Genomic DNA, 22022 nt, shown 5'->3' with positions numbered 1-22022 from the left:
CGGCCGCCTCAAAGAAGCGCGCGGTTTCGCTACCCGCTACGAGAAAACCGCTTCCTCCTTTTTGGCCCTGGCGCATCTGCTGGCTGCCCTCGATTGGATGCGCTGACTGTCCACACTCTCTAGTTGAGTGGGCTTCAAGAGCGGGGCCCACCCAGACAGGTTTTTACTCCGGCAGCACCTTCAGGGCTTCTTCGTTGCCTTGCTGTAAAGCCAGGTCACGGGCGGAAAGGCCACGTACGTCGCGCACGGCCGTATCGGCGCCGGCTTGCAGCAGCAGGGGCAGCATGTTGTGGCGGCCAAACAAGGTGGCGAACATCAGGGCGGTACCGCCGTTGCCATTCTGCAGGTTGACATCGGCGCCGTACTCAATAAGCAGCTGCGCTACTTCGGGGTAGCCTTTGAAAGACACCCCCATAAGCGCCGTATTCCCGGCCATATCCTGCACGTTGGGGTCGGCCCCGGCGGCCAGCAGGGCCCGGGTGGCCGCCACATGGCCGTCGTAGGCTGCTACGATAAGCGGCGTGAAGCCTTTGCCATTCTGCAGGTTGACATCCAGCTGCGACGCTGTCAGCAGGTCCTGCAGGTCGGCAACGCTACCCCGGCGGGCAGCATCGAATAGTAAATCTTCGGGGCGGTCAGAAGTAAAAGACATGGCTGAACTTGAAATAAGAAGCGCAAAGCTGCTACTAAACCCATAAACGTCCAGGGAAAGATAGTAGCATAATTAGGGCGTTTTTGCTGTTGCCCGTTTCGAGGCCACCAGTAGTACTGATCTTAGGCGTAGTCCGCGGAGCGACCGGAATTGACGTGGAGCACGCTGCAGCAAAAGCCGTTAGTTATGAGGGAATTGCGAACGGTTGTTAGGCAGAAAATCGGATAACTCCGGTCCTCCTTTTATAGAACGATAAAAATATTGACCTGAACAATTTTAAGAGCTAAATGTTCATCTGAGCTTCATAATTACCTCGTACAAGATTTGGGCGTTTTGCAATTTCTTTAAAAACGAAGCTAGATTTGGGCACTCTTCACAAACATCACCCCAAAAAACTTTCTTTTTTTCATGAAAAACGCAAAACTCTTAGTAGCCGCTCTGTTGATTGCCGGCACCGCGCTGTTCTCGAGCTGCAGCAAGCAGGAAGAAGTGACCAAGAACGATGCGCCCAGCGAAGAAACCCTGTCGCAGATCCGGGCTCTGGGCTTCAGCACCCACGACGTGAAGCGCGATGGTGACGCTTACGTGGTAGAAGGCGACATTCGCCTTACTTCCGCTGACCTCAAGAATTCTTATGCGAATGGCAAATTGCTGCGGGTAGGTAGCGAGGAGCAGTACCGCACCACTAACCTGGTAAGTGTGGGTTCTACTACCCGCACCATTTACGTGGCTGTTAGCTCTACGCTACCTTCGGCCTACGTTACGGCTACCGACGAAGCCATTCGCCGCTATAACGCTGAAGGCCTGCGCCTACGCTTCCAGCGCGTTTCTTCAGGCTACAACATCCTGCTCACCAAAGCCCCCAGCGGTTCCTCTTACCTGGCTTCGGCCGGCTTCCCCACTTCAACTGGCAATCCTCACAACCAAGTGTTGGTGAACTCCACCTACCTGGGTTCTAACCCCGGCACCAACTACCTGGCTACCATTCTGGCCCATGAAATTGGCCACTGCATTGGCTTCCGCCACACCGACTACATGAACCGCGCTTATAGCTGCGGCGGTGCTTACACCAACGAAGGGGCCAGCACCGTGGGCGCTATTCTGATTCCTGGCACGCCTTCCTCGGCCGACCCCAACTCCTGGATGCTGGCTTGCGTGGGCACGGGTGTGAACCGCCCCTTCAACACCAACGACCGCACCGCACTCAACTACCTCTACTAGTAGCTGCGTCATCCGTCATCACCCCACAAAAAGCCCCGCCATCCTCCTGGCGGGGCTTTTCTTATGCGGCACTAGTGCTTGGGGCTAGTGCAGCGGGCGTTTTTTTACCAGACCGCCCTTGGTTTCCCGTACGCTGCTCATCACCACAAAGGCCTGCGGGTCCAGCTTGTCGATTTCTTCCGTAAGACGGGCTACTTCCAGGCGGGTAACAACCGTGAAGATGATGTCCATGCTTTGGAGCTGGTCGCCGCGGGTGCCGTAGCCGCGCTTGCCCACGTAGAGGGTAGCGCCCCGGCCCAGGGTTTCCGTCACCATGCGGCGGATGTCCTCGCTGCGCTGGGAAATGATGGTTACGCCGGTGTATTCCTCAATGCCTTCAATGATGAAGTCGATGGTTTTGGCGGCCGATAAGTAAGCCAGAATCGAATACAGTGCCGTATCGATGGACAGCAGCAGGGCCGCCACGCCAAAGATGAGGATGTTGATGACCAGAATAATGTCGCCAACGGACAGGGGCGTTTTGCGGCTGATGTACACGGCCAGGATTTCGGTGCCATCCAGCACGGCCCCACCCCGCATGGCCAGCCCAATACCGGCCCCCAGAAAAAAGCCCCCAAACACGGCAATGAGCAGCTTATCCTTGGCAATGACGGGAAAGGAAATAACCAGCAGCACCAGGGCCAGCCCCACAATAGCCAGGAAGGTGCGCAGCGCAAACGCCCTGCCCAGCTGGAAATAGCCCAGGATGATGAACGGAATGTTGATGATGACAATCAGCAATGACAATGAAATGCCGGTCAGTTGATTGGTCAGCAGCGAAATACCCGTAACCCCGCCATCGATAAACTCATTGGGTAGCAAAAACCCCTTGAGGCCAATGGCGGCGGAAAATATGCCCGCCACTACCAGGGCAACCTGCACGCTCTGGCGGCGCACCCAGCGGCGGCCTTCGTGGATGGCATCGAAGGCGTCCTGGGTTTCCTGGTCGAAAGTGGCCATAATGGGTGAGTCAACGTGAAGTCGGCGGGCCTTTTTTTCCCGCAGGTGTTTAATAAGAAGTTGCTGGAGCAGCATGGGCGTTGATTTTCGATTAAATAAAAGCCGCCTGCTGATTGCAGCGTACGGCCGCCTCGCGGCCGATTGGCGGCGAAACACACAAAATCATCCGAAAACCTGCTGCTATGGAGCGTTGGGAAAAATGCTGGTCCGCAGCCGTTGCCGTTGCCCATTCAGGTCAGCCGCCAGACCTCGGGCACGAGCCGTACCGATACGCAGCTGCCAGCCCTTTGCGCCGGCCCGTGGCCCTTCCCCACTGTGCACCCACCACGGGCTGCTGAAGCCGGAGGTGTGGTCATCGGCCGAGGCCAGGAAGGTGTGATGCGCCACGACGACCAGCTGCCACTGCTTGGGCGCGGAGCCCGGCGTCTTCAGCCAGTACTGACTTTCCGGCGCCGACGCCGCGCTGCACGCTGTCTGAGGCCCGCTACTTAGCAGCAGGCCCAGCAGCAGGCGTAACAGAACAACGGAAAAGGCAAGCATACAGGAAGGCAGGAGCGGCAGGCAAAGATGCTGCTTGTCTATGGGAAACGCGGAGCCTATCAGAAAGTTGGGCCGGCGACTTTTCTCCGGTTAGCCAATCAGCCGAATCAGCCAGTGCTGAAATGGCCGCCGCTGGGCCACCCAGAAACCCAACCGCAGCAGAGCGGGCCAGGCAGCCAGCAACTGCATCAGACGGTAGCTGCGCTGCAGGCGCCGCCCCAGCCGCTGGTGCACGGCCCGCTCGTAGTTCTGCAGGTAAGCTAGGCTGAAATTCTGCTGCTGAAAGCACCGGATGGCCTGCTCGGCAGCCAGAATTCCGCTGATGACGGCTTTATCGATGCCGTGTCCCTGCAGCGGGTCAATAAGGGAGGCGGCGTCGCCGGCCAGCAGGCAGCGGGAACCGGCCAGGGGCAGCTTGCGGCCCGCCAGCGGCAAGCCAAACCCCGTGATTTCCGTGAGCGGCTGCGCCGCCGCAAACCGAGGTGCCAATTGAGGGTGCTCCCGCAGCAGCTGCCGGAGCGCCTGCTTCATGTCCACGCGGCGAGCAGCCACTTCCGCCGAGAGCAGCCCAAAGCCCACGTTGTATACCCCTTCTCCTACCGGAAATACCCAGCAGTAGCCGGCCGGGTAGTCGCGCAGGAAATAAAACTCACTGGTATGCGCATCGGTGCCGATCAAACCGGTATAGTAGGCCCGCACGGCCGCACAGTGGTAGTTGCGGTCGAGCGGGCGGGGCAGCACTTTGCGCACAGCTACCGAGTTGGCCCCGTCGCAGGCCAGCAGCAGTTGAGCAGTGAGCGGGGGCTGGCTGGCATCAGCACTGAGCAGCTGCACACCTTGCTCACTGGTGTGCACATCCCGCACCGCGTAGCCTTCCAGAATGGTGGTAGCGGTGTGGCGCCGCACCAGCTGCAGCAACTGGTCGTCAAACTGCTGCCGGGGGCTGTTGAAGGTGGGTTTCTTCCATTGAATCAGCAGCTCCTGGCCTGCGGGCCCAAACAACCGGCTGGCGGCAGCCGACGCCTGAGGCTGCACGGTCCGCAGTTCCTGGTACCAGGCTTCGGAAAGCCGGCGAATGGCCGTGAGCGTAGGCCCCGGAATGGCGTCGCCGCATACTTTGTCGCGGGGGAAGCAGGCTTTGTCTACCAGGGCCACACGCAAGCCGTGCCCGTGCAGAGCCAGAGCCGCTGCCGTGCCCGCGGGCCCAGCGCCCAGAATCAGGATGTCGTAAGTATAGTTGGGCAAGGACACGCGGTAGAAAGCACAGCGCCCAAAGGTAGGCGTTGCCGCTGCTTTTGCAGCAGCATACGGCTCCGCCAGCGCAATGGCACATGGTCTATTCAACCGTCAACTCAGTAGAAGCTAAATGCACAGATTTTTCTATATAGGCCTCATACGATTAGCCGTCTGACGGGCGTTGGCAACTGCAGGAGCTTGCGTGAACGGCCCGGGGCGGGATTCAGTGGCTCAATTACTACTATGCGTTTATTGATTGTGTTGGCCGGCGTGCTGCTGGCTATGTGCGGGCGGCCGCAATGGTCGTTTCGGGAAGACCAGCTGCGCTTTCCGCGCGTGCGCACAGCCTATGCCAACCACCTCCCGGCGGTGCAGGCTTTATTTACCCGAGCGGGCATCAATCCGGAGCAGCCCGAGCTATTTCTGCGGGCCATCAAAACCCGGCGGCAGCTGGAAGTCTGGGGGCGCACCCAGGGCCAGGGCACCTACCACCTGCTGCGCTCCTACCCTATTGCCGCAGCCTCGGGCACGCTGGGCCCCAAGCGGCGGGAAGGCGACCTGCAGGTTCCCGAAGGCTTTTATTATATCGACCGGTTTAACCCCAACAGCAATTTTCACCTGTCGCTGGGTTTGAACTACCCCAATGCCGCCGACCGCCAGCGCAGCGACGCCCTGCACCCGGGTGGGGACATTTTTATTCATGGCTCCAATGTGACCATCGGCTGCGTGCCCATCACCGACACGTGGATAGAAGAACTCTACGTGCTGCTGGTGGAGGCGCGGAGTGGCGGCCAGGAGCAGATTCCGGTGCACATATTCCCCTTCGACCTAACCACGGCCAACCTGACGGCGCGAATGAAAAGCCCCCACTACTCCTTCTGGCAGGAACTCAGCCCGGGTTACCGCTTTTTCGAGCAGCACCGCGTCCTGCCCGCAGTTAGCGTGACGGCGCAGGGGGCCTACGCCGTGGTGCAGTAGCCTGGAGCGCAGCAAGGCTTGGCAGTAAGCCCCGGAATTGCCGTAGTTTGCGGCTATGGCTGCCCCTCGTTCCCTTGATGATTTTCCGATTCCGGCTAACCTGCGCGAATCGGCCGTGCTGGTCCCTGTGTTTCGCGACGACGCCGGCGAGCTGCAAGTAGTGATGGTGCGGCGGGCCGATTTTGGCGTGCATGGCGGCCAGCTGGCTTTCCCCGGCGGCAAGCCCGAGCCCGCAGATGCCGACCTGCAAGCCACCGCCCTCCGTGAGGCGCAAGAAGAAGTAAGCCTGGCCCCTGCCAACGTCGATATTCTTGCCTTGCTGCCTACGGTGGTTGTTCCTTCCGGCTTCCGGATAACTCCTTTCCTGGGTCGTATCCGTCGGCCCGACGTGTGGCAGTGGCAGGCCGCGGAAATTGACGAAGTGCTGGAAATTCCGCTGCGCCATTTGGCTGATGCAGCTAACCACACGGAGGAAACCTGGCAGCTGGCGGGCTGGCCCGATGCCCGCCGGGTTCCTTTTTACCGGGTGGGCAACAACTACCCGCTCTGGGGCGCCAGCTACCGCATCCTGCAGCCACTGGTGCCGCGCCTGCTGGCTGGAGAGTGGGGCGTGTAGTGGCCGCAGCGGCCAATAGTTTGGCACGAAATTGCGTTTTGAAGAAAACAGCCGCTACAGGAGTTCTATTCCACTCGGCCTTTTACCTATGAAACGACTGTTTTTTCTGTTTGCCATCCTCTGCCTGCCCCTGGTGGAAATATTGGCCCAGGTCAACCAAAGCCTTTGGTACTTTGGCAATCAGGCCGGCCTTAGCTTTGCTTCGGGCCAGCCAGTGCCGCTCACCGACGGCAAGATGAACACCTACGAAGGCTGCGCCGTAGCCACCAATGCGCAAGGGCAGCTGCTGTTTTATACCAACGGCGTAAACGTCTGGAACCGGGAGCACCGCCTCATGCCCAACGGCCGCCGGCTGATGGGCGACGCCAGCAGCGCCCAAAGCGCCCTGATTGTGCCCGACCCCGGCAGCGCCAATGTGTTCTACATTTTCACCACGGACTTGCAAGGGCACGGCAACGGGCTGCGGTACTCGGTAGTTGACCTTACCCGCGACAATGGCCTGGGCGACGTACCCCGCGCCAACCTGCTGCTGATTACGCCCGTGGCCGAAAAGCTGGCCGCCGTACCGCACCGCAACGGCCGCGACGTATGGGTGGTGGCGCACCGCTGGAACTCCAATGCTTTCGTGTCCTACCTTGTTACGGCCGAGGGCGTAGATGCCACGCCCCACCTGAGCAACGTGGGCAGCATGTATGCTGGGCCGGGCCGCAACGCCATTGGCTGCCTGAAATTCTCCCCCGACGGCACCCAGCTGGCTACGGCTATCTGGCGGGAGACCAACAAGTTTGAGGTATTCAGCTTCGACCGCACGACGGGCCTGGTGAGCAACCCGCGCCAGTTTGGCCCCTATGAGGAAGCCTACGGGGTAGAGTTTTCCCCCGATGGCAGCAAGCTGTATGGCACCAGCAACGGAGCCGGCGGCGGCAACGCGCAAATCTGGCAGTTTGATCTGCGCACGGGGGATGCCAAGGCCATTGGTAAATCGGCCAACCGTAAAGTAGGCTCCATGCTGCTGGGCCCCGATGGCCGCATCTATGTAGCGCGCGAAGACAACCCTTTCCTGGGCGTTATCCAGAACCCCAATGCCAGCGGGGAGGCCTGCCAGTACGTGGATGATGGCGTTAACCTGGCCGGGCGCCGGAGCCGGCTCGGGCTGCCCAACTTTATCCGCTAGCACCCTGCTCCGGCAGCAGGCTTACTGCACTTTCCCCAAGCGAAACCGCAGGAAGCCCGCCGCCCCCGACACGTAAGGGTTATCTTTTGAGACAAACCCCGTCACGTCGCGGGTGCTGATGCCGGCCTCGTAGATGGGCGTGGTAAGCGTAATGCCCAGCGGGATGCCGAAACCGTAGCCGGCTCCACCATTTACCCCGCTGCTCAGGCGCAGCCAGTGCCAGGGCTTGTAGTCGAGGGCCGCTCCGACGAACGTGTTGGGCAAGCTACCCGCTATCTGGTTTAGCGGCGTAGACACTTCCACCCCTGCTTCAAGGTTTTCACTCATCCGCAGTCCGGCGCCTACGCGCAGCTTGCTGGGCAAGCTGGTTTGCAGCTGCTGATCCGCCTCGTACACAAACAGGCTGTCGGTGCCGGCCGCAAAGATGCGGGCGGCTTCCGTGAAAAAGTCGTAGCTGTTGACGCCGTCGGAGCTTAGTTGCTTGATTTTTTGGTCCTGGGCCGTAAGCAGGTTGCCTTCCCACTTCATCCGGCCAATATCCGTTACGGCTATTCCCACGCGCAGCAGCTTGCCGGCTTCAATGGCCACCCCGAAATCGAAGCCGTAGCCCTTGCCCACCGGCTGCAGCCCATTAGCTCGCTCGCGGAGGTTAAAGCCTGGTTGGGTTGCTACTTTTCCGTAATCAACATCGAACAAGGGCGAAAGCGCCGAATACGACGAAGCTTTACCATCGGTAACCTGCACGTCGAGCACGCCCACGCCCTGAATGTAGCGGTAGCCCACCCCGCCGGAAATCCGAAACTTGGGCAAATCCACCAGCTGCCGCCCAAAGGCCACGTTGTACTCGTTGTACCAGGCCAGCTGAATCTTCGTGCCATCCAGCACTTCCGAGACCAACGGAGCCGTGGCCGGATCGAAGTTTTGAAAAACCGGGGCTTCGCGACCCAGGAACATAATCTCGGCGGCGTTCTTATTCAGCCCGACGTGGGAGCTCACCCGCTGGCGGTTACTTAGGGCCAGCGTGCCAAACAACGGCAGGTTCAGCGACACCGCTACCGTGGTAGCGTCGGCGTTCAGGTTCAGGGCATTATCGGAGGTAAAATCCCGGGACAGGCTCTGCTTTTCGGCCTGCGTAAGTTCCCGGCCCGAGGCATCCAAGAAACGCCGAATGGTAGCTTTGGTGAGGGACTGGGAGCCCACGCCAAACCCAAATTCCCCAACCGTAAAAGCAATTTTGGGGCTTCCCACCCGGGAAAGGTTGGCTGGGTTTACACCAATGGCCTGATAATCGGTGGCGAAAGTGACGCCCAGACCGCCGCGCCCTACCTGGCCAAAATTGCTGAAATCGGCCTGCGCCAAGGCTGCTGAGGGCAATGCCAGACTGAGCGCCACGGCGCTCCAGAGACGAGTAGAGGACCGAACCATATAGGGAATACGTAACGTAGGCAGTAGCTTGCGCGGCCCCAGCTTGGTGGCGGGTTAGAACCTGCCGCTGGCGCAAGCTACCGTTTCCGCCTCATAGTTGCTTTGTCTTGGCTAAACGCTTTTCCGCTTCCGAATACGCCGACGGCATTCTGGCCGGCAACCGCCTCATTCTGAGCCGGGCTATTACGCTGGTGGAAAGTACCCTCGCCTCCGACCAGCAGCTTGCCCAACAGGTACTCGACCAGGTACTACCCCACGCGGGCCGAGCCGTGCGGCTGGGCATTACGGGCGTACCCGGCGTAGGAAAAAGCACGTTTATTGAAGCTCTGGGGCTGCACCTGGTAGCAAAGGGCCACCGCCTCGCGGTACTGGCCGTGGACCCCAGCTCGCCCCGCAGCGGGGGCAGCATTCTGGGCGACAAGACGCGGATGCAGCAGCTTTCCATGCACGCCCAAGCCTACATTCGTCCTTCACCGGCAGGCCGTTCCCTGGGCGGCGTCACGCGGAGCACCCGCGAGGCCATGCTGCTCTGCGAAGCAGCCGGGCACGACGTCATTTTCGTGGAAACGGTGGGTGTCGGCCAGAGTGAAACCGCCGTTCACGGCATGGTCGATTTTTTTCTGCTGCTGATGCTGGCTGGGGCCGGCGACGAGCTGCAGGGCGTGAAGCGCGGCATCATGGAAATGGCCGACGCCGTCACCATCACCAAAGCCGATGGTTCCAACGAAGTCGCGGCCCGCCGCGCGCGCCGGGAGTACCAGAATGCCCTCCACCTGTTTCCGCTGGGCGCTTCGGGCTGGAGCCCGGACGTAACCACGTGCTCGGCCCTCACCGGCCAAGGCATTCCCGAGGTATGGAGCGTGGTGGAAGACTATGTGCGCCACACCCAGCAGAACGGCTATTTCCAGCAGCGGCGCCAGGAGCAAAACCTGCATTGGCTTCAGGAAACCATCCGCCAGGGCCTGGAAGAGCAGTTCTATGCCCGACCGGCCGTGCAGGCCCAACTAGCTGCCGTGCGGCAGCTCGTGCTTAGTGGCCAGCGCTCCGCCTTTGCCGCCGCCGCCGATTTGCTGGAGCTCTAAGTCATTTCTCTATGGGCACAAATAAAAAAGGCGCCTGCTTGGGGCGCCTTTTTTACTTATAAGTTCTTCTGCCAGACCTGGCGCAAGGCCAGCTGCTCGGGCGTAGCCTGGGGGTCGAGGCTGAAGTTGTAGCGCTTGATTTCGTCGCGCTCAATGGTGCGGCAGCGGATCTTCTTCTCCGCGCCCTCGTGCCGGATGGTCAGCTCTACCTCCTCACCGGGCTTGCCACTCTGCATGGCCGTCAGGGTTTGACGAATGGTTTCCGGGGCAATAACGGCGCCGTTGAAGGCCACGAACTGGTCGCCCTTGCTCACGCCGCAGGCCTGCAGGGTGGAACTCACCTCCGAAAACACCAGACCGGCCGGCTGCATGGCGTAGCCGTTGGTGCCCAGGGAGGCGAGCTTTCGGCCCGTGCGCAAGCTGGCATCGTAGCGGATACCCACCTTCTGGTAGTAGGCCTGCAACGGCAGGGGCTCAGCATTTTCTACGTAGCGCGTGAAGAAGTCCCGAATCTCGGGGTAGGTGAGCTTGGTGAAGTCGTCGAAAAAGGCTTGCTCGCTTACGGGCTTGCTGGGGCCGTACTTTTTGGCCAGCTCCAGCAGCACGTCGCGCAGCCCCCGCTTGCCCCCTGACAGCTCCAGCAGCCGCAGGTCCAGCAAAGCCGCCGTCATAGCCCCGCGCTGGTAGATGTTGCCGTACTGCTGCTGCCCCTCATCGGTAAAGGAGCTCAGGCCCAGCTTTTTCAGGGAATAGGTGGTGTCGGCACGCAGGTGGTCGTAGGCCACTTTATCGTGCAGGGTGTTCAGGTAATTGTCGAGCGTAGTGAGGCCACCGCGCAGTTGCATCATGTGCGCGGCCCATTCCGTGGTGCCCTCATAGAGCCACAAGTGCTGGGAGCCGGTGGGCTGCACGAAGTTGAAGTGCTCAATAATTTCGGAGTGGATGTTGAGCGGCGTCACGATGTGAAAGAACTCGTGGGCGGCCATATCGGTAATCTGCTGGGCATACTCCGGGGTGAGCGTCTGCTCCTTCAGCGTGTACTCCGAGCTGTAGGAGTGCTCCCAGGCGCCCTGGCTTTGGTCTTCGAAGTGGTACAGGAAGGCGTAGCGCTTCACGGGCAGCTGCACCAGAAAGCTCTGGGCGGCGCCCAGCATCTTTTGCATGTCGGCCAGCAGCGGGCCCGCCTTGATCTGGTCGGTTTTGGAGTAGCAGTACAGCGCTACCTCGGCATCGCCCAGCTTGGTGGTGGCTTCCGTGAGCCGGCCCAGCAGAATGGGTGAGTCTACGGCCTGGTCGTAGTCCTTGGCGTGGTAGTAGCCCTGGGCATCGGGCGTGAGGGCCGAGCCGGCTTTCCAGCCGCTGGGGTAGTTGATTTTTAGGCGCAGTGGCGCGTTTTGCAGGCCCTGGGGGTAGCCTAGAATAGTTTGGCCATTAAGCAAGGCGTGGTCCTGCTCCAGGGAGGAGCCACACATGCGGTAGATGACGTGCTCTTTTACCGGCGTATCCCAGGTTTCGGCAATGGTGTAGCGGATTTCGCGGGTTTTGCCGGGGTCGGCCAGCTGCCATTGGTTGGTGGAAATCTGCTTGGCCTCTACGGGCTTGCCCGCCTTGTCGAAGGCCTCAAACTTGCGCACGAAGCGGCCCATGTCCATTACCTGGTAGGTGCCGGGCGCGGTGGAGGCAAACTGATAAATGCCCTGGTCCTTCTTGAGCTTGGGCAGCTGCAGAGTTACTTGGAACTCGTCGGTGGAGCGGGCCGGGTCAATGCTGACGGTGTACGTCAGCTCGGAGGAAGCCAGAGCGGAGCTAAGCGGCAGTAAAGCCAGCAGGGCGCCGGATACTAAGGTTTTCATGAAAAACGAACGGGGTGGAAGAAACGAAAAAGCGCCCCGGCACGAGGTGGCCGGGGCGCGAAGGTACAGGGGAAGAAATCAGGCCCGGCGCTTGCGCAGCGTCAGGTAATCGAGAAAATACAGAACCTTCACCGACAGCGAGTTGCTATGAGGCGTGTTGATTGTGCGGCTCAGGTTGTCGAAATAAAGGGGCGTCGATTCTTCGGCCAGCAGCTCATTGGACAGGGCATTCTTCCAGACCACGTTCACCTGGGAGCCGGGCGCAAACCACCAGGAGAAGTTGGCATCCACGTTGAAAGCATTAAAGGCATTATCACGGTTGCGGCGGTAGTCTACCTTCAGTTCCTGCCCCTGGGGGCGCAGCACCGTAAAGTCGTAGTAGTGCACGCTGCTGGTGTAATGGCGCGTGCGGATGTTAAACGACATGCGGTTGTTAAACGTGTACGTGCCCGTTATCGTGTTCACGTACGTCATCACACGTCGCCGCCCCAGCAGGATTTGGCCGGCCGCGGCCAACGGTCCATCCTGGAGCTCGTCGGGGTCGAGGCCGCCATTCACGTAGCCTACCTGGTTGGGACGGGTGTTCCACTCGAAGTTGTAGCGAAAGGACAGCTGGTTGCTTACCCGGTACCGGGGGCTTAGGCTGACGCCATACCCCGTGCGCCGCGGCCGGATGCCATCCCGCTGAAACCACCGCCCGGCAGTTGATAAGTCAAACGCCAGCTTTTTGCGGTAGTCCGTGGAGATAAAGCCGTTGCCGCCGACGTTGGCCGGAAACCGCACGTAGTACGTGCCAATTTCGGTGCGGGGCTCAAAGTAGTCGTGGGCCTGCGCCGTGTAGTCGCCATTGAAGCCCACGGTGATAAAGCTCTTGGTAAACGTGGTATTGCCCCCGAAGTAGGCTCCGGCGCTGGTGTAGGCCGTGGGCCGGTACAGCAGCCGGTGCTCCAGCACCAGGTAGCTATAGGCGTTATTTACTTTCCAGAATGGCTTGAAGCGGTTGAAATTGAGCTCCGCCACCTGCGAAATGGAGTTGTTGCTGAACAGGATGCCCAGGTCGTTGGGGTTATAGCCGTTGGATTCGATACCCTGGCTCAGGCGCCAGGTAAAGCCTCCGCTGATTTTGCCCACTCCCAACAGGTACTTATACCCATCCTGGTCGCCTACCTCGGTGTCGGAGTTGAAGTACTGCCCGCGCCGCCGCGAGTACACCACCTGCCCATCCACGGCGTAGGAGTTTTTCTTGTTGGCCAGGCGAAACAGGCCGCCCGTCACGTTGGCGTCGTAGGTGCTACCCTGGCGCGTCACGTTGGTGTTGATCAGCGACACATACGAGTTGTTTTTCAGACTCTGGTCCAGCACGAAAATGTTGTAGTTGGCCAGAGGCTGTGTCAGAATGCGGCGCTGCTCGCCCTGCTCATCTTCGGCCGTGGCATACATGTTTGCCGCTACGGCGTTGAAGAGGCCCACGCCCAGCCCCTTGCTGGTGCGCCCCGATATCTTGGTGGCATTCAGCAGCCGGCTTTCCCCGGGGTTTTGCACCAACCGTTCCCCCGGCTTCAATTGCCCTTCGGCGTCGTAAAAGCCCATAGGCTGAGCTCCCACGCGGCGGGAGTAAAACAGGTTGCCTTTGTTGAACAGCTCCGTGCCTTCGGTAAAGAACTGGCGGTTCTCGTTGTACTGCACTTCAAACGGCGTCAGGTTCAGCACCCGGTTGTCGCTCACGGTCTGTCCAAAGTCCGGCACCAGTGTGGCATCCAGCGTAAAGCTTTCGTTGATGCCCCACTTCACATCCGCGCCTCCATTGACGCTCGTGCTGGTGTTGCGCACGCCCTGCTGTTTGTAGGGATAGTGGTTGACGTAGGTAGAAATGTAGGGCGTAAACGAAAGCCGCAGCGGAGCCTTGATGTCGCGGATGCCCACCAACTCGCCCCATTGGTTCAGGAAGCCGTTGACCTCGGGCTTCACCTCGCTCCAGAAAAACCCTTGCCGCAGAATCTGGCGGTTGCGCATGAAGTTTAGCCCCCACACCTGCTCCTGCTGGGTGCTGAAGCGAATGGCGGAATAAGGAATGCGCAGCTCGGCCACCCAGTCGGTGCCGCGCAAGGCTGTCCGGCTTTCCCACACGGCATTCCAGTTAAAGTCTTCTCCCCCTGCAGGAGAATAGCGGGCATCCATCTGCACGCCGGAGGGTGTCACAAAGAAGCCGTAGCCATTAAGCTTGTCGTGGTAGGTATCCAGGAAAATGCCGAAGAAGTCGGTGTTGCCGATATCGTCGCGGGCGCCCAACTCCCGGGGTATTGAGTCCAGTGAGACATCATGCATGATAGCTCCCACGTAGAGAGCCGCATCATCATAGAGGATGCGTACTTCTGTGGGGTGCTTCTCGTGGGGGCCGGGGTTAGGCCGATTCTGAATAAAGTCGGTGGCAACGGGTGCCTGCTGCCAGACGGCCTCATCCAGTAAGGCATCCAGCTTAGGCGCTGCCGTGGTAATGCGGACGGCTTGTAGTTGCCGTACGGCCGCCGGAGCCGGCGAAGCAGCAGTTTGGGCCAGGGCGCTGCTGAGCATACAGCTCAGCCCAGCCAGCAACAGAAGGCCTGCACGTAACATTGAATAGAAAAATAGAAGTGAAAACCGATAGAAAGCCGGAAAGAAAAGCCAGGACCAAGGACCGCCGGCAGAAAAGCTGTGCTGCCATAGATGGGGACTGCGGGCCAACCGTTGCCTGCCGCCGGGCAATGGGCATAAAAAAACCGGCGCCTGATTGTGACGCCGGCTTTTTACATCCATTACTCACTCACTGAAATCTGGACGGTTTGTTTGCGCTTCTGCCCGGGCGTGGGTTCCGGCACATCAAGCAGGCGGCGGTACTTGCGGGCCATGGCCGCCGATTGGGCTTTCCCGTTCACGGTCAGACCGTCGTCGTTGAGTTGAAACTGGAAGCTCTTTTCCGTGGCTCCGAGCAAGCCATCCTTGCGCAACTCCGCCCGAATCTCGTCGGAATCCAAGTGCGGCGGAGCTGGCGGGGCGGGCGGCGCGGGGGCGGAGAAGGGCACTGGAGCCGGCGGGGCCGGGGCTACGGCTACCCGCGGGGCGCGGGGCGGGCGCGGGGGCTGTGGTGGGCGGGGCGCCGCTCCTCCCGAGTAGTTGATGTTGATATTCTTGTTCGTTTGACGCGTAATTGAGAAAGAACCTGTCTTGAGCGTGCGGCCCGATGTTTCCGTGAAAAGGCGGAGGTACTTGTCGCGCACGGCCACTGGCTGCTTTTTGCCATTCACCATCATCTCGCGGGTGTTCAGGCTGAGCTGGTAAGTGTTCAAATTCTTGATCAGGCCGTCGCGCAGCAGCTGCCGGGCTAGGGCACTTTCCAACTTGTTGTCTTCCCGGCGGCGGGCTTCGTCTACCCGGCGCAGCTCCTCGTCATGGCGTTGCATGTCGCGGTCGTGCTCCAGCATTTCCCGGTCAAAGTCCCGCATTTCCCGGTCGTGCTCCCGCATGGCCTCATCGTGCAGGCGCATGGCTTCGTCCATTTGGCGCTGCTCCTGGTCGCTCAGGCCTTCGTGCCGGGCTTCGTCCAGTTCTTCCTGCTGTTCCCGTAGCCGCTCCTGGCGCTCCTGCAGCCGTTCCTGAGCTTCTTCAATCCGGTCCCGCTCTTCCTGGGTCTCGGCTTCCCGGTAGGCTTGGTCGAGTTTGCGCTCTGCCAGTCGTAAGGCCTCGCGGGTTTGCTCCTGCCAGTCGGCACCCGCGCCGTTGCTGTTTTCCCAGTTAAAGCTGAACGTATGTCCCGCGCCGTTTTGGAGGCGAGAGAGTTGGCGGAGCTTCACCATATCCTTTTTGCTGGGCCCCGGCATCGGGAAACGCTGCGGGGTACCGTTATCAAACTGGAAGTTGAAGTCCGGGTTGCCCTGATTACGGAATACGTAGCCATTGGGCGCCACTCGGATAACCTCCGTGGTGGTCTTGCCTTTCCTGCCGGCTTTCGAGGCAGTTTCTACCGGCTGGCCATTCACCATCAGGTTGGTTACGCGGCCTTTCTTGTCTTTTTCGATTACCACCGTGTTGGCCTCCCGACCGGACATCATCCCCGGAGCGGGGGCATCAACGATGACAACCTGCTCATTGGCGCGGCCGCGCTTGGTCTTTTGGCGAGACTTTGGGTCATCCTCCTGTAGCTCATCTACCTCAACCTGGGCGGGCACCTTCGCTACCTGGGGCGCTAATTCAGATACCACCTGCTGTTTGGTCGTATCATCGGCCATAAATGAGGCCGGCAACAACGTACCGAGTGGGTTTTGGGGATGAGCCAGTGGACGCGGGTCGGCCAGGGCCACGGCCGTGCTCAGAAGCATAAAGCCTCCCAGCACCACGCAGGCTGCCATAAAGCCTTCGGTAAAGGTGGGCGCAGTGCGGCCCTGTACCAGGCGACGGACCCGGCTCAGCAGCGTGCCCCTGCTCCCTACGGCGGCCATGGCCAGCTGCGGAGTCAGGCGGGGCGCAAGGTTGAGCTCGGCCAGGGCCGTGAGGGCCCGGGCCAGCGTCAGCGGGTTGCCACCCACGAGGGCCGTGGCCGTATCGTCGCAGCAGTTTTCGCGCTCTACGCGCAGGGTAGCCGTCACAAACCACACGGCGGGATGATAGAAGAACAGGATTTCAGCCACCGACTGCACGAGGTTCATCAGGTAGTCGCGACGGGCTACGTGGGCCAACTCATGCGCCAGAATAGCCTCCAGATAGGTTTGGCTAAGCCCCGTAACCGTGCCGAGCGGCAGCAGAATCACGGGCCGCAAGTGGCCTACCACCATGGGTACCCGCACCAGCGCCGATTCCAGCAAGGCCACTGGCCGTTGCAAATTGGCTTTCTCGGCTAAGGTGCCAAGCCGGCGCTGCCATTCCAGGCCAAGGGGCTGCACGCGGTAGTGACGCAAGCGCTGCACGTAGGCCAGGCCCCCCAGCAAGCGGAGCGTCATGGCCAGCAGCCCGAGCAGCCAGGCCGTCACGAGCACGGGCAGGTTCTGGTCAAAATACTGCTGCCAAGTGGCAATCTTGCCAACGGGCTCCACAGCTGCCGTAGATGTAGCGGTAGATGCGGCCTCCTGCGTGGGTTGCCAGGCAGCCAGCCGGATATCAGCAGTATCTGCCGGCAGTTGCATGGTTGAAGGTACTTCCGTGAGGGCAGCGTAGTAGTAACGTGCGAAGGTGACGGTAGCCAGCAGCAGCATGGTACCCAGGGCCAGACCGGCTACCCGGTAACGTACGTCGGCACTATGCTTGCGCAATAGCAGCAGCAGTCCGCCTAAGGCCAAGGCTACTACTGCCCCCTGCCACAAGGAGTGGACGAGCGTCCAGCCCAATGCCCGAACCAGCGCGGGCGACAACGTTTGTTCGAGCCAGTTCATTGGGCAGGGTCGTTTTGGTTTTCGATTTCGTCCAGGAGCGTGCGGATCTGGTCCAGCTCTTCGCGGGAAGTATTGCGGTTGCCGAGGGCCTGCATCACCAGCTTCAGGGCCGAGCCGCCAAACGTGGCATCCACAAACCGGTCGAGCAGCAGGCCCTGCGTTTCTTCCTGGCGCACGGCCGGGCGGTACACGTGGGTCTTGCTCTCGTCGTCGCGGTGTACCAGTCCTTTGTCTAGCATCAGCTGGAGCAGCTTGAGGGTGGTGGTGTAGCCTATCTCCCGCTTTTCGCTGAGGTAGTCATTAACAAAACGAACGGTGCTGGGACCGTGCTGCCACAGTACCTGCAGAATTTCCAGTTCCGACTCCGTAGGCTTGGGGGGCGGGGATTTGCTCATAGCTCAGAAAGGTTAGTCATACGAATCAGTTCGTACTTCAAACATATACGAAGCATATCGTAGAAGCAAATTTATTCTACGATTTATTTCGTACAATATTTCAGCCGTCTGAAATCAGCTGTATATCACAGCTTTGTTTGATGACCCGAAATCCTGCGCTACCGTTGCCCGCCCCGCTTCCGCACCAGCGTAATCTGGGCCCGGTGACAGATACCGCCCAGGGGTGGGTTGAACTTGGCCACCTTCACTTTCACGGAGCGGATGTGGGGAAACTCCTCCATCACCCGATCAATAACGCGGTAACCCAGGTGCTCCAGCAAGCGGGCCGGGGCCAGCATTTCCTCCCGCACTACCCGGTACAGCACTTCGTAGTTGACGGTTTGCTGCAGGTTGTCGGAGGCCCCCGCCGCGTGTAAATCCGTGCGGATGTAGAGGTCAACCCCGTACTTATTCCCGATTTTCTGCTCCTCGTCGTAGTAGCCGTGGAATGCGAAAAACTCCATGCCTTCCAGTGCAATCTGCCCCATGCGGTAAGTGAGTAACTAAATGAAGTAGTGAAATCAATGGTGAGCGGGCAGCAAGCTCCGAAACAAATTCCGGATAGCTGGGCCAAGCGTTGAATTCGCCTCCTACTGCACCCGCTGTACAACAAAAAAGCTGCCCCACGGGAGCAGCTTTTCAGGCTTATATAAATCGTCCAGTGGCGCTAGCGTCGAGCTAATTTTGCGGCATCGATTTACCCACTGCTCGACTTCGGCCTGGCATTAGTGGCACGCTATATTTCGTCGAAGAAAGATTTCTCAGCCTCTGCTTTCTGCATGCCGGGGTGCGTAGCGGGCGAAGGCTGCGTGATTTCCGGGTGGCCGGGGCCTACGGGCTGAATATCGGGGGCAATGGGTTCTACGCGGGGCTCCACCGGGTTGGGCACGGTAGCGGGACCGGGCTCATGAATGCGCGAAGGATCTACGCGGCCCGGGTTTTCGTCGGGCGTGCGGTTGGGCTGAATGTCGGGACCAGGCGTTTGGGCCGGGGCGCCGGGGTCGGGCTGCTGGCCGGGCTTGGGGTTATAAGCTCCGGGCTGCGGACCAATGGGCGCCCGCTCAGCAGCGGAGGTGGCTCCAACAGCCGGTGCGCTGGGTCGGGCACCGTTTACGGCCGCGGCCGACGAAGTAGCAGAAGTATGTACAAGCATGGCAGAGTCGGCTTCAGGTGAAGGTTCAGGTTTATTCACCTTTACGCTGGCCGCCCGGGAAAGGATAGCCGCCATGGAGGATTTCGGCCGGTTGCGACTTTTCTCCACCTTGTCCAGGGCATCGGTAGCCAGGTGCTGCAGGTCGCGCACGAGGCCTTCGAGCACACCTTCCAGCCGCTGGTGCTCCTGCCCCAGCAGATTTACTTCCGTCTGCATCTCGGCAATGGTTTTCTCGGCCTGCTTGTAGGCGTCGTCTACCACCGAGCGGGCTTTCTGGCGGGCATCGGCCAGCAGCTGCTCGGCCTTGAGCTGGGCTTCGCGCACGCGCAGCTCGGCGTCGCGCTGGGCTTGCTCGGTGATGCTGTTGCCGGTGTCCTCCGCCGTTTTCAGGGTGCGGTAGAGCGAGGACTCCACTTCGCGCATCTTCTGTACTTCCTGGGTGGCATGTTCCAGCTTCAGGCGCAGCTCCCGGTTTTCGTCGCCCATCCGCTCCCACTGCTGGGAGAGGGTATTGAGAAAGGCTTGCACTTCGTCCTTATCAAGACCCCGGAAGGCCTTTTCAAAGGTTTTTTGCCGGATATCGAGGGCGGAAATCTTCATGGAGGAGCTAGAAGTTAGGAGCCAGGAGTAAGGAGTTGAACGTTTGGGGTCAGAAGGCAGGAGGGGTAAACTGTAAAAGATGAGAAGTTTACTTCAACTCCTAGCTTCTAATTCCTGGCTCCTAACTGCACCTGCCACACAACCAAACTCCGGTCGTCGCTACACGAAACTAGCCGATTTTGCCGGCCCGACCAAAACAACTTGTTTACGGAAGTGCCGTGCCCGGCGTGCCGGGCGCGGTCTACCACCCGCAGCAGCCGCAACGAGTCGGCATCCCACAGCTTGATGGACTTATCCATACTGCACGTAGCCAGCAGCTGCCTGTCGGGGCTGAAGGCGAGGTGGTTGATGGCAAACAGGTGGGCCACAATACTGCTTTCTTCCTTGTAACCGGCTGCCACGTCCCAGCGGCGCAGGTGCGCGTCGCGGCCGGCCGTGAGCAGAAAGCGCCCATCGGGGGAATAAGCCGCCGTGAATACCGAGTTGGTGGCCGCCGCCAGCGTGTGCCGTACGGTGAGCGTATCGGCGTCGAGCACGTACACCTGCGTATCGGAGGAGCCAATGGCCAGCTCGTTCCGCTCTTCGTGCAGGGCAAGGCAGCGCAGGCTTTTATCGGTGAGGGGTACCAGGTGCAGCAAGCGCAGGTCGTGGGCGTGCAGCACCGCCAGAGTGCCGTTGCCCAGCGCCACGTACACCCGCTCCCGGGACGCAGAGTACAGAATATCGAAAATGGCAGCCGGGGGCAGGGCCGTGGCGTGTACCAGCTGGCGGGCCGACAGGTCAATAGCCTGCAGGCCCTGAAAGTTGTGGCCGATCAGCAGCCACTGCCGCTCGGGCACATGGCGCAGGGCGTACACCGAATTCTCTACCCGGGCCACCAGCTCCCCGTCCTGCGTCGGGTCATCCACGTTCCAGCTCACCACAAAGCCGTCGGTGCCGGCGGAGTATACCACTGCTTCGCCAACGGCCCCGCTCAGGGCGTATACGCAGTCACGGTGGCCGCTGAGCGTGGCCAGTTTCTGCACCTGCGGACGAACAAGAGAAGCCATAGCGTACTATAAAATCGGCTGCAAAGTACGGCGGATTTTGCGGGGCAAAATTCTTTACCCAGGCCTGGCAACAGAATGTGCGCCGGAAACCCGACTTTCGCTTACTGATCTACCTTGCCCGCCGCATGCCGCTTTCCTCCGTTCTGCCCCTCACCGACCACGCCCTGCTGGGCTTGTGGAATTTGACGGAATCGGCTGCGGACTTAGCTTCCCTCCTGCCCTACGCCAACTGGTACGCGGCCCACTGCCCGCCCGGCCGCAATGAGGCCCGCACGCAGCAATGGCTGGCGGGGCGGGCCCTGGCCCATGTGCTGCTGGCCCAGCTACCGGAGCAAGCCGCCGGCCCCCTGGAAAATGACGCCAACGGGCGGCCTTTTTTCCGGGAAAACCCGGAACTGGCGGTGTCGTTGTCGCACTCCGGGGCCTGGGTAGCGGCGGTGGTGAGCCGCCAGGGCCGGGTTGGCACAGATGTTGAACTAGTACGGCCCAAAGCCCGCATGCTGGCGCCCCGGTTTCTTTCAGCTAACGAGTTGCTGGATGCCGGGGATGAAGCCCTGAAATACAGCTTGTACTGGAGCGCGAAAGAAACCTTGTATAAGCTGCACAGTTACCGGGCCCTGGTGTTTAAAGAGCAGATTCTGCTCGACCCGTTTCGGCTGCGGGAGGCCGGTGCCATGACGGGGCACCTGCTCCTTCCAAACTCCCGCAGCCAGCACCAGGTACATTACCGCTGCCTGTCGGCGTCCTACGTCCTCACTTACTGCCTCGATGCACCTACTTCTTCCCTCGCCTAATTTCCTTGTCATGAAGCTTCGCCGAATTTCTATCCTGGTTGCCAGCGCCTTACTGCTGGGTACGCTGGCCGTTGGCGTAGCCCGTGCTCAGGGGCCCGCCACGGTCACGGACTTCACCCTAAAGAATGCGGCCAACGCCGATGTGAAGTTGAGCTCCTACGCCGGCAGCAAGGCCGTAGTGGTGGTATTTATTTCGCAGAACTGCCCGTTTTCCCGCTTGTACCAGGACCGGCTGAGTGCCTTGGCCAGCACCTACGGGAGCCAAGGCGTCCAGTTTCTGTTTATTGACACGCCTATCAACCTGGAAGCCAGCGCCGCTACGGAGGCGGACAAGCTCAAAATCAAGACTGATGGGGTAAACAGCCTCACCTATCTGCGCGACGACGCTGCCCAGGTAAGCACGCTGCTGGGGGCCAGCAAAACGCCCGAAGCCATTGTGCTACAGCCCGCCGGCAATGGCTTTGCCGTGCGCTACCACGGCGCCATCGACGACAACCCCCAGGTGGAGGCCTACGTGAAGCAGCGCTACGTGCAGCAGGTGCTCGACAACCTGCTGGCGGGCCGGGCGGCTGGCGTAGCTTCCCAGCGGGCCGCGGGCTGCCTGATCAAAAAGAAGTAACCATTTAGCTTACCTGCCTGCCACCACTGCAAAGCCCCAACCGTCTACCGACGACTGGGGCTTTGCATGTTCGGTGCCTACTAGGGAGTGTGGACAGTGGTCGTAGCTTAGCGGCATGCTACGCCGCCATGAATTAAGCGAACGGGAATGGAAATTGGTCGAACCGCACACTTTGGGTCGTCCGGGTACGGGTGGGGG

General features: G+C 60.3%; 19 protein-coding genes. 7 read left to right on the top strand and 12 right to left on the bottom strand.

Annotation, left to right across the window (positions count from 1 at the left end; all coding sequences use genetic code 11):
- Positions 1 to 163 precede the first annotated feature (163 nt).
- Positions 164 to 652 carry an ankyrin repeat domain-containing protein gene (locus tag FY528_RS20765; protein WP_149072925.1) on the bottom strand — a complete coding sequence of 163 codons (489 nt, stop codon included), beginning with the start codon at positions 650 to 652 and terminating at the stop codon, positions 164 to 166.
- A 408-nt stretch (positions 653 to 1060) separates the two neighbouring features.
- Between FY528_RS20765 and FY528_RS20760 the strand changes: the two genes are divergently transcribed.
- The gene (locus FY528_RS20760) at positions 1061 to 1873 is read left to right on the top strand and encodes a M57 family metalloprotease (RefSeq protein WP_149072924.1); all 813 of its coding nucleotides are present in this window, start codon (positions 1061 to 1063) and stop codon (positions 1871 to 1873) included.
- Between the two features lie 84 nt (positions 1874 to 1957).
- Here the strand turns inward: FY528_RS20760 and FY528_RS20755 are convergent, their stop codons facing one another.
- The 3 genes from FY528_RS20755 to FY528_RS20745 all read right to left on the bottom strand — a co-directional run bounded on the left by FY528_RS20755 (position 1958) and on the right by FY528_RS20745 (position 4657).
- On the bottom strand, positions 1958 to 2872 hold the full coding sequence (locus FY528_RS20755; RefSeq protein WP_149072923.1) for a YitT family protein: 915 nt from the start codon (positions 2870 to 2872) through the stop codon (positions 1958 to 1960).
- A gap of 180 nt (positions 2873 to 3052) precedes the next feature.
- Positions 3053 to 3412: a hypothetical protein gene (locus FY528_RS20750; protein ID WP_149072922.1), complete on the bottom strand. Its 360-nt coding sequence runs from the start codon at positions 3410 to 3412 to the stop codon at positions 3053 to 3055.
- Between the two features lie 90 nt (positions 3413 to 3502).
- Positions 3503 to 4657 (bottom strand): geranylgeranyl reductase family protein, encoded by a 1155-nt coding sequence (locus tag FY528_RS20745; protein WP_187632228.1) that lies wholly within the window; start codon positions 4655 to 4657, stop codon positions 3503 to 3505.
- A 234-nt stretch (positions 4658 to 4891) separates the two neighbouring features.
- Here FY528_RS20745 and FY528_RS20740 point away from each other — a divergent pair, with 234 nt between their 5' ends.
- From FY528_RS20740 to FY528_RS20730, 3 genes are all read left to right on the top strand, one after another.
- On the top strand, positions 4892 to 5626 hold the full coding sequence (locus tag FY528_RS20740) for a L,D-transpeptidase family protein (protein ID WP_222931852.1): 735 nt from the start codon (positions 4892 to 4894) through the stop codon (positions 5624 to 5626).
- Positions 5627 to 5681: 55 nt separating this feature from the next.
- Positions 5682 to 6242, top strand: a complete 561-nt coding sequence (locus FY528_RS20735) for an NUDIX hydrolase (protein WP_149072920.1) — start codon at positions 5682 to 5684, stop codon at positions 6240 to 6242.
- 88 nt (positions 6243 to 6330) lie between these two features.
- Positions 6331 to 7416, top strand: coding sequence for a WD40 repeat domain-containing protein (locus tag FY528_RS20730; protein WP_149072919.1), 1086 nt, complete (start codon positions 6331 to 6333; stop codon positions 7414 to 7416).
- A gap of 21 nt (positions 7417 to 7437) precedes the next feature.
- Here the strand turns inward: FY528_RS20730 and FY528_RS20725 are convergent, their stop codons facing one another.
- Entirely contained in the window at positions 7438 to 8841 is a 1404-nt protein-coding gene (locus FY528_RS20725; RefSeq protein WP_149072918.1) for a DUF5723 family protein, read from the bottom strand.
- Between the two features lie 107 nt (positions 8842 to 8948).
- Here FY528_RS20725 and meaB point away from each other — a divergent pair, with 107 nt between their 5' ends.
- Positions 8949 to 9923 (top strand): methylmalonyl Co-A mutase-associated GTPase MeaB, encoded by a 975-nt coding sequence (gene meaB / locus FY528_RS20720; RefSeq protein ID WP_149072917.1) that lies wholly within the window; start codon positions 8949 to 8951, stop codon positions 9921 to 9923.
- 56 nt (positions 9924 to 9979) lie between these two features.
- Here the strand turns inward: meaB and FY528_RS20715 are convergent, their stop codons facing one another.
- From FY528_RS20715 to FY528_RS20685, 7 genes are all read right to left on the bottom strand, one after another.
- On the bottom strand, positions 9980 to 11776 hold the full coding sequence (locus FY528_RS20715) for a M61 family metallopeptidase (RefSeq protein WP_149072916.1): 1797 nt from the start codon (positions 11774 to 11776) through the stop codon (positions 9980 to 9982).
- A 78-nt stretch (positions 11777 to 11854) separates the two neighbouring features.
- Positions 11855 to 14347 (bottom strand): DUF5916 domain-containing protein, encoded by a 2493-nt coding sequence (locus tag FY528_RS20710; protein ID WP_222931851.1) that lies wholly within the window; start codon positions 14345 to 14347, stop codon positions 11855 to 11857.
- A gap of 221 nt (positions 14348 to 14568) precedes the next feature.
- Positions 14569 to 17175, bottom strand: a complete 2607-nt coding sequence (locus FY528_RS20705) for a M56 family metallopeptidase (protein ID WP_149072914.1) — start codon at positions 17173 to 17175, stop codon at positions 14569 to 14571.
- A complete protein-coding gene (locus FY528_RS20700) occupies positions 17172 to 17570 on the bottom strand; it encodes a BlaI/MecI/CopY family transcriptional regulator (protein ID WP_149072913.1) in 399 nt (132 codons plus the stop codon). Before FY528_RS20700 ends, FY528_RS20705 begins: the two co-directional genes overlap by 4 nt.
- Positions 17571 to 17728: 158 nt before the next feature.
- Complete coding sequence (folB, locus tag FY528_RS20695) at positions 17729 to 18097, bottom strand: dihydroneopterin aldolase (RefSeq protein WP_149072912.1); 369 nt, start codon at positions 18095 to 18097, stop codon at positions 17729 to 17731.
- A 248-nt stretch (positions 18098 to 18345) separates the two neighbouring features.
- Entirely contained in the window at positions 18346 to 19362 is a 1017-nt protein-coding gene (locus FY528_RS20690; RefSeq protein ID WP_149072911.1) for a DivIVA domain-containing protein, read from the bottom strand.
- Positions 19363 to 19469: 107 nt separating this feature from the next.
- The gene (locus tag FY528_RS20685; RefSeq protein WP_149072910.1) at positions 19470 to 20411 is read right to left on the bottom strand and encodes a WD40 repeat domain-containing protein; all 942 of its coding nucleotides are present in this window, start codon (positions 20409 to 20411) and stop codon (positions 19470 to 19472) included.
- Between the two features lie 125 nt (positions 20412 to 20536).
- On the opposite strand from FY528_RS20685, the gene FY528_RS20680 reads away from it, so the two are divergent.
- Together FY528_RS20680 and FY528_RS20675 are read left to right on the top strand one after the other, a co-directional pair.
- Entirely contained in the window at positions 20537 to 21205 is a 669-nt protein-coding gene (locus tag FY528_RS20680; protein ID WP_149072909.1) for a 4'-phosphopantetheinyl transferase superfamily protein, read from the top strand.
- Positions 21206 to 21215: 10 nt separating this feature from the next.
- On the top strand, positions 21216 to 21824 hold the full coding sequence (locus FY528_RS20675; protein ID WP_149072908.1) for a redoxin domain-containing protein: 609 nt from the start codon (positions 21216 to 21218) through the stop codon (positions 21822 to 21824).
- Positions 21825 to 22022: the final 198 nt, after the last annotated feature.

This window comes from Hymenobacter lutimineralis, assembly GCF_008271285.1.
Taxonomy (GTDB): Bacteria; Bacteroidota; Bacteroidia; order Cytophagales; family Hymenobacteraceae; genus Hymenobacter; species Hymenobacter lutimineralis.
This window is presented reverse-complemented; position numbering and strand designations above follow the sequence as displayed.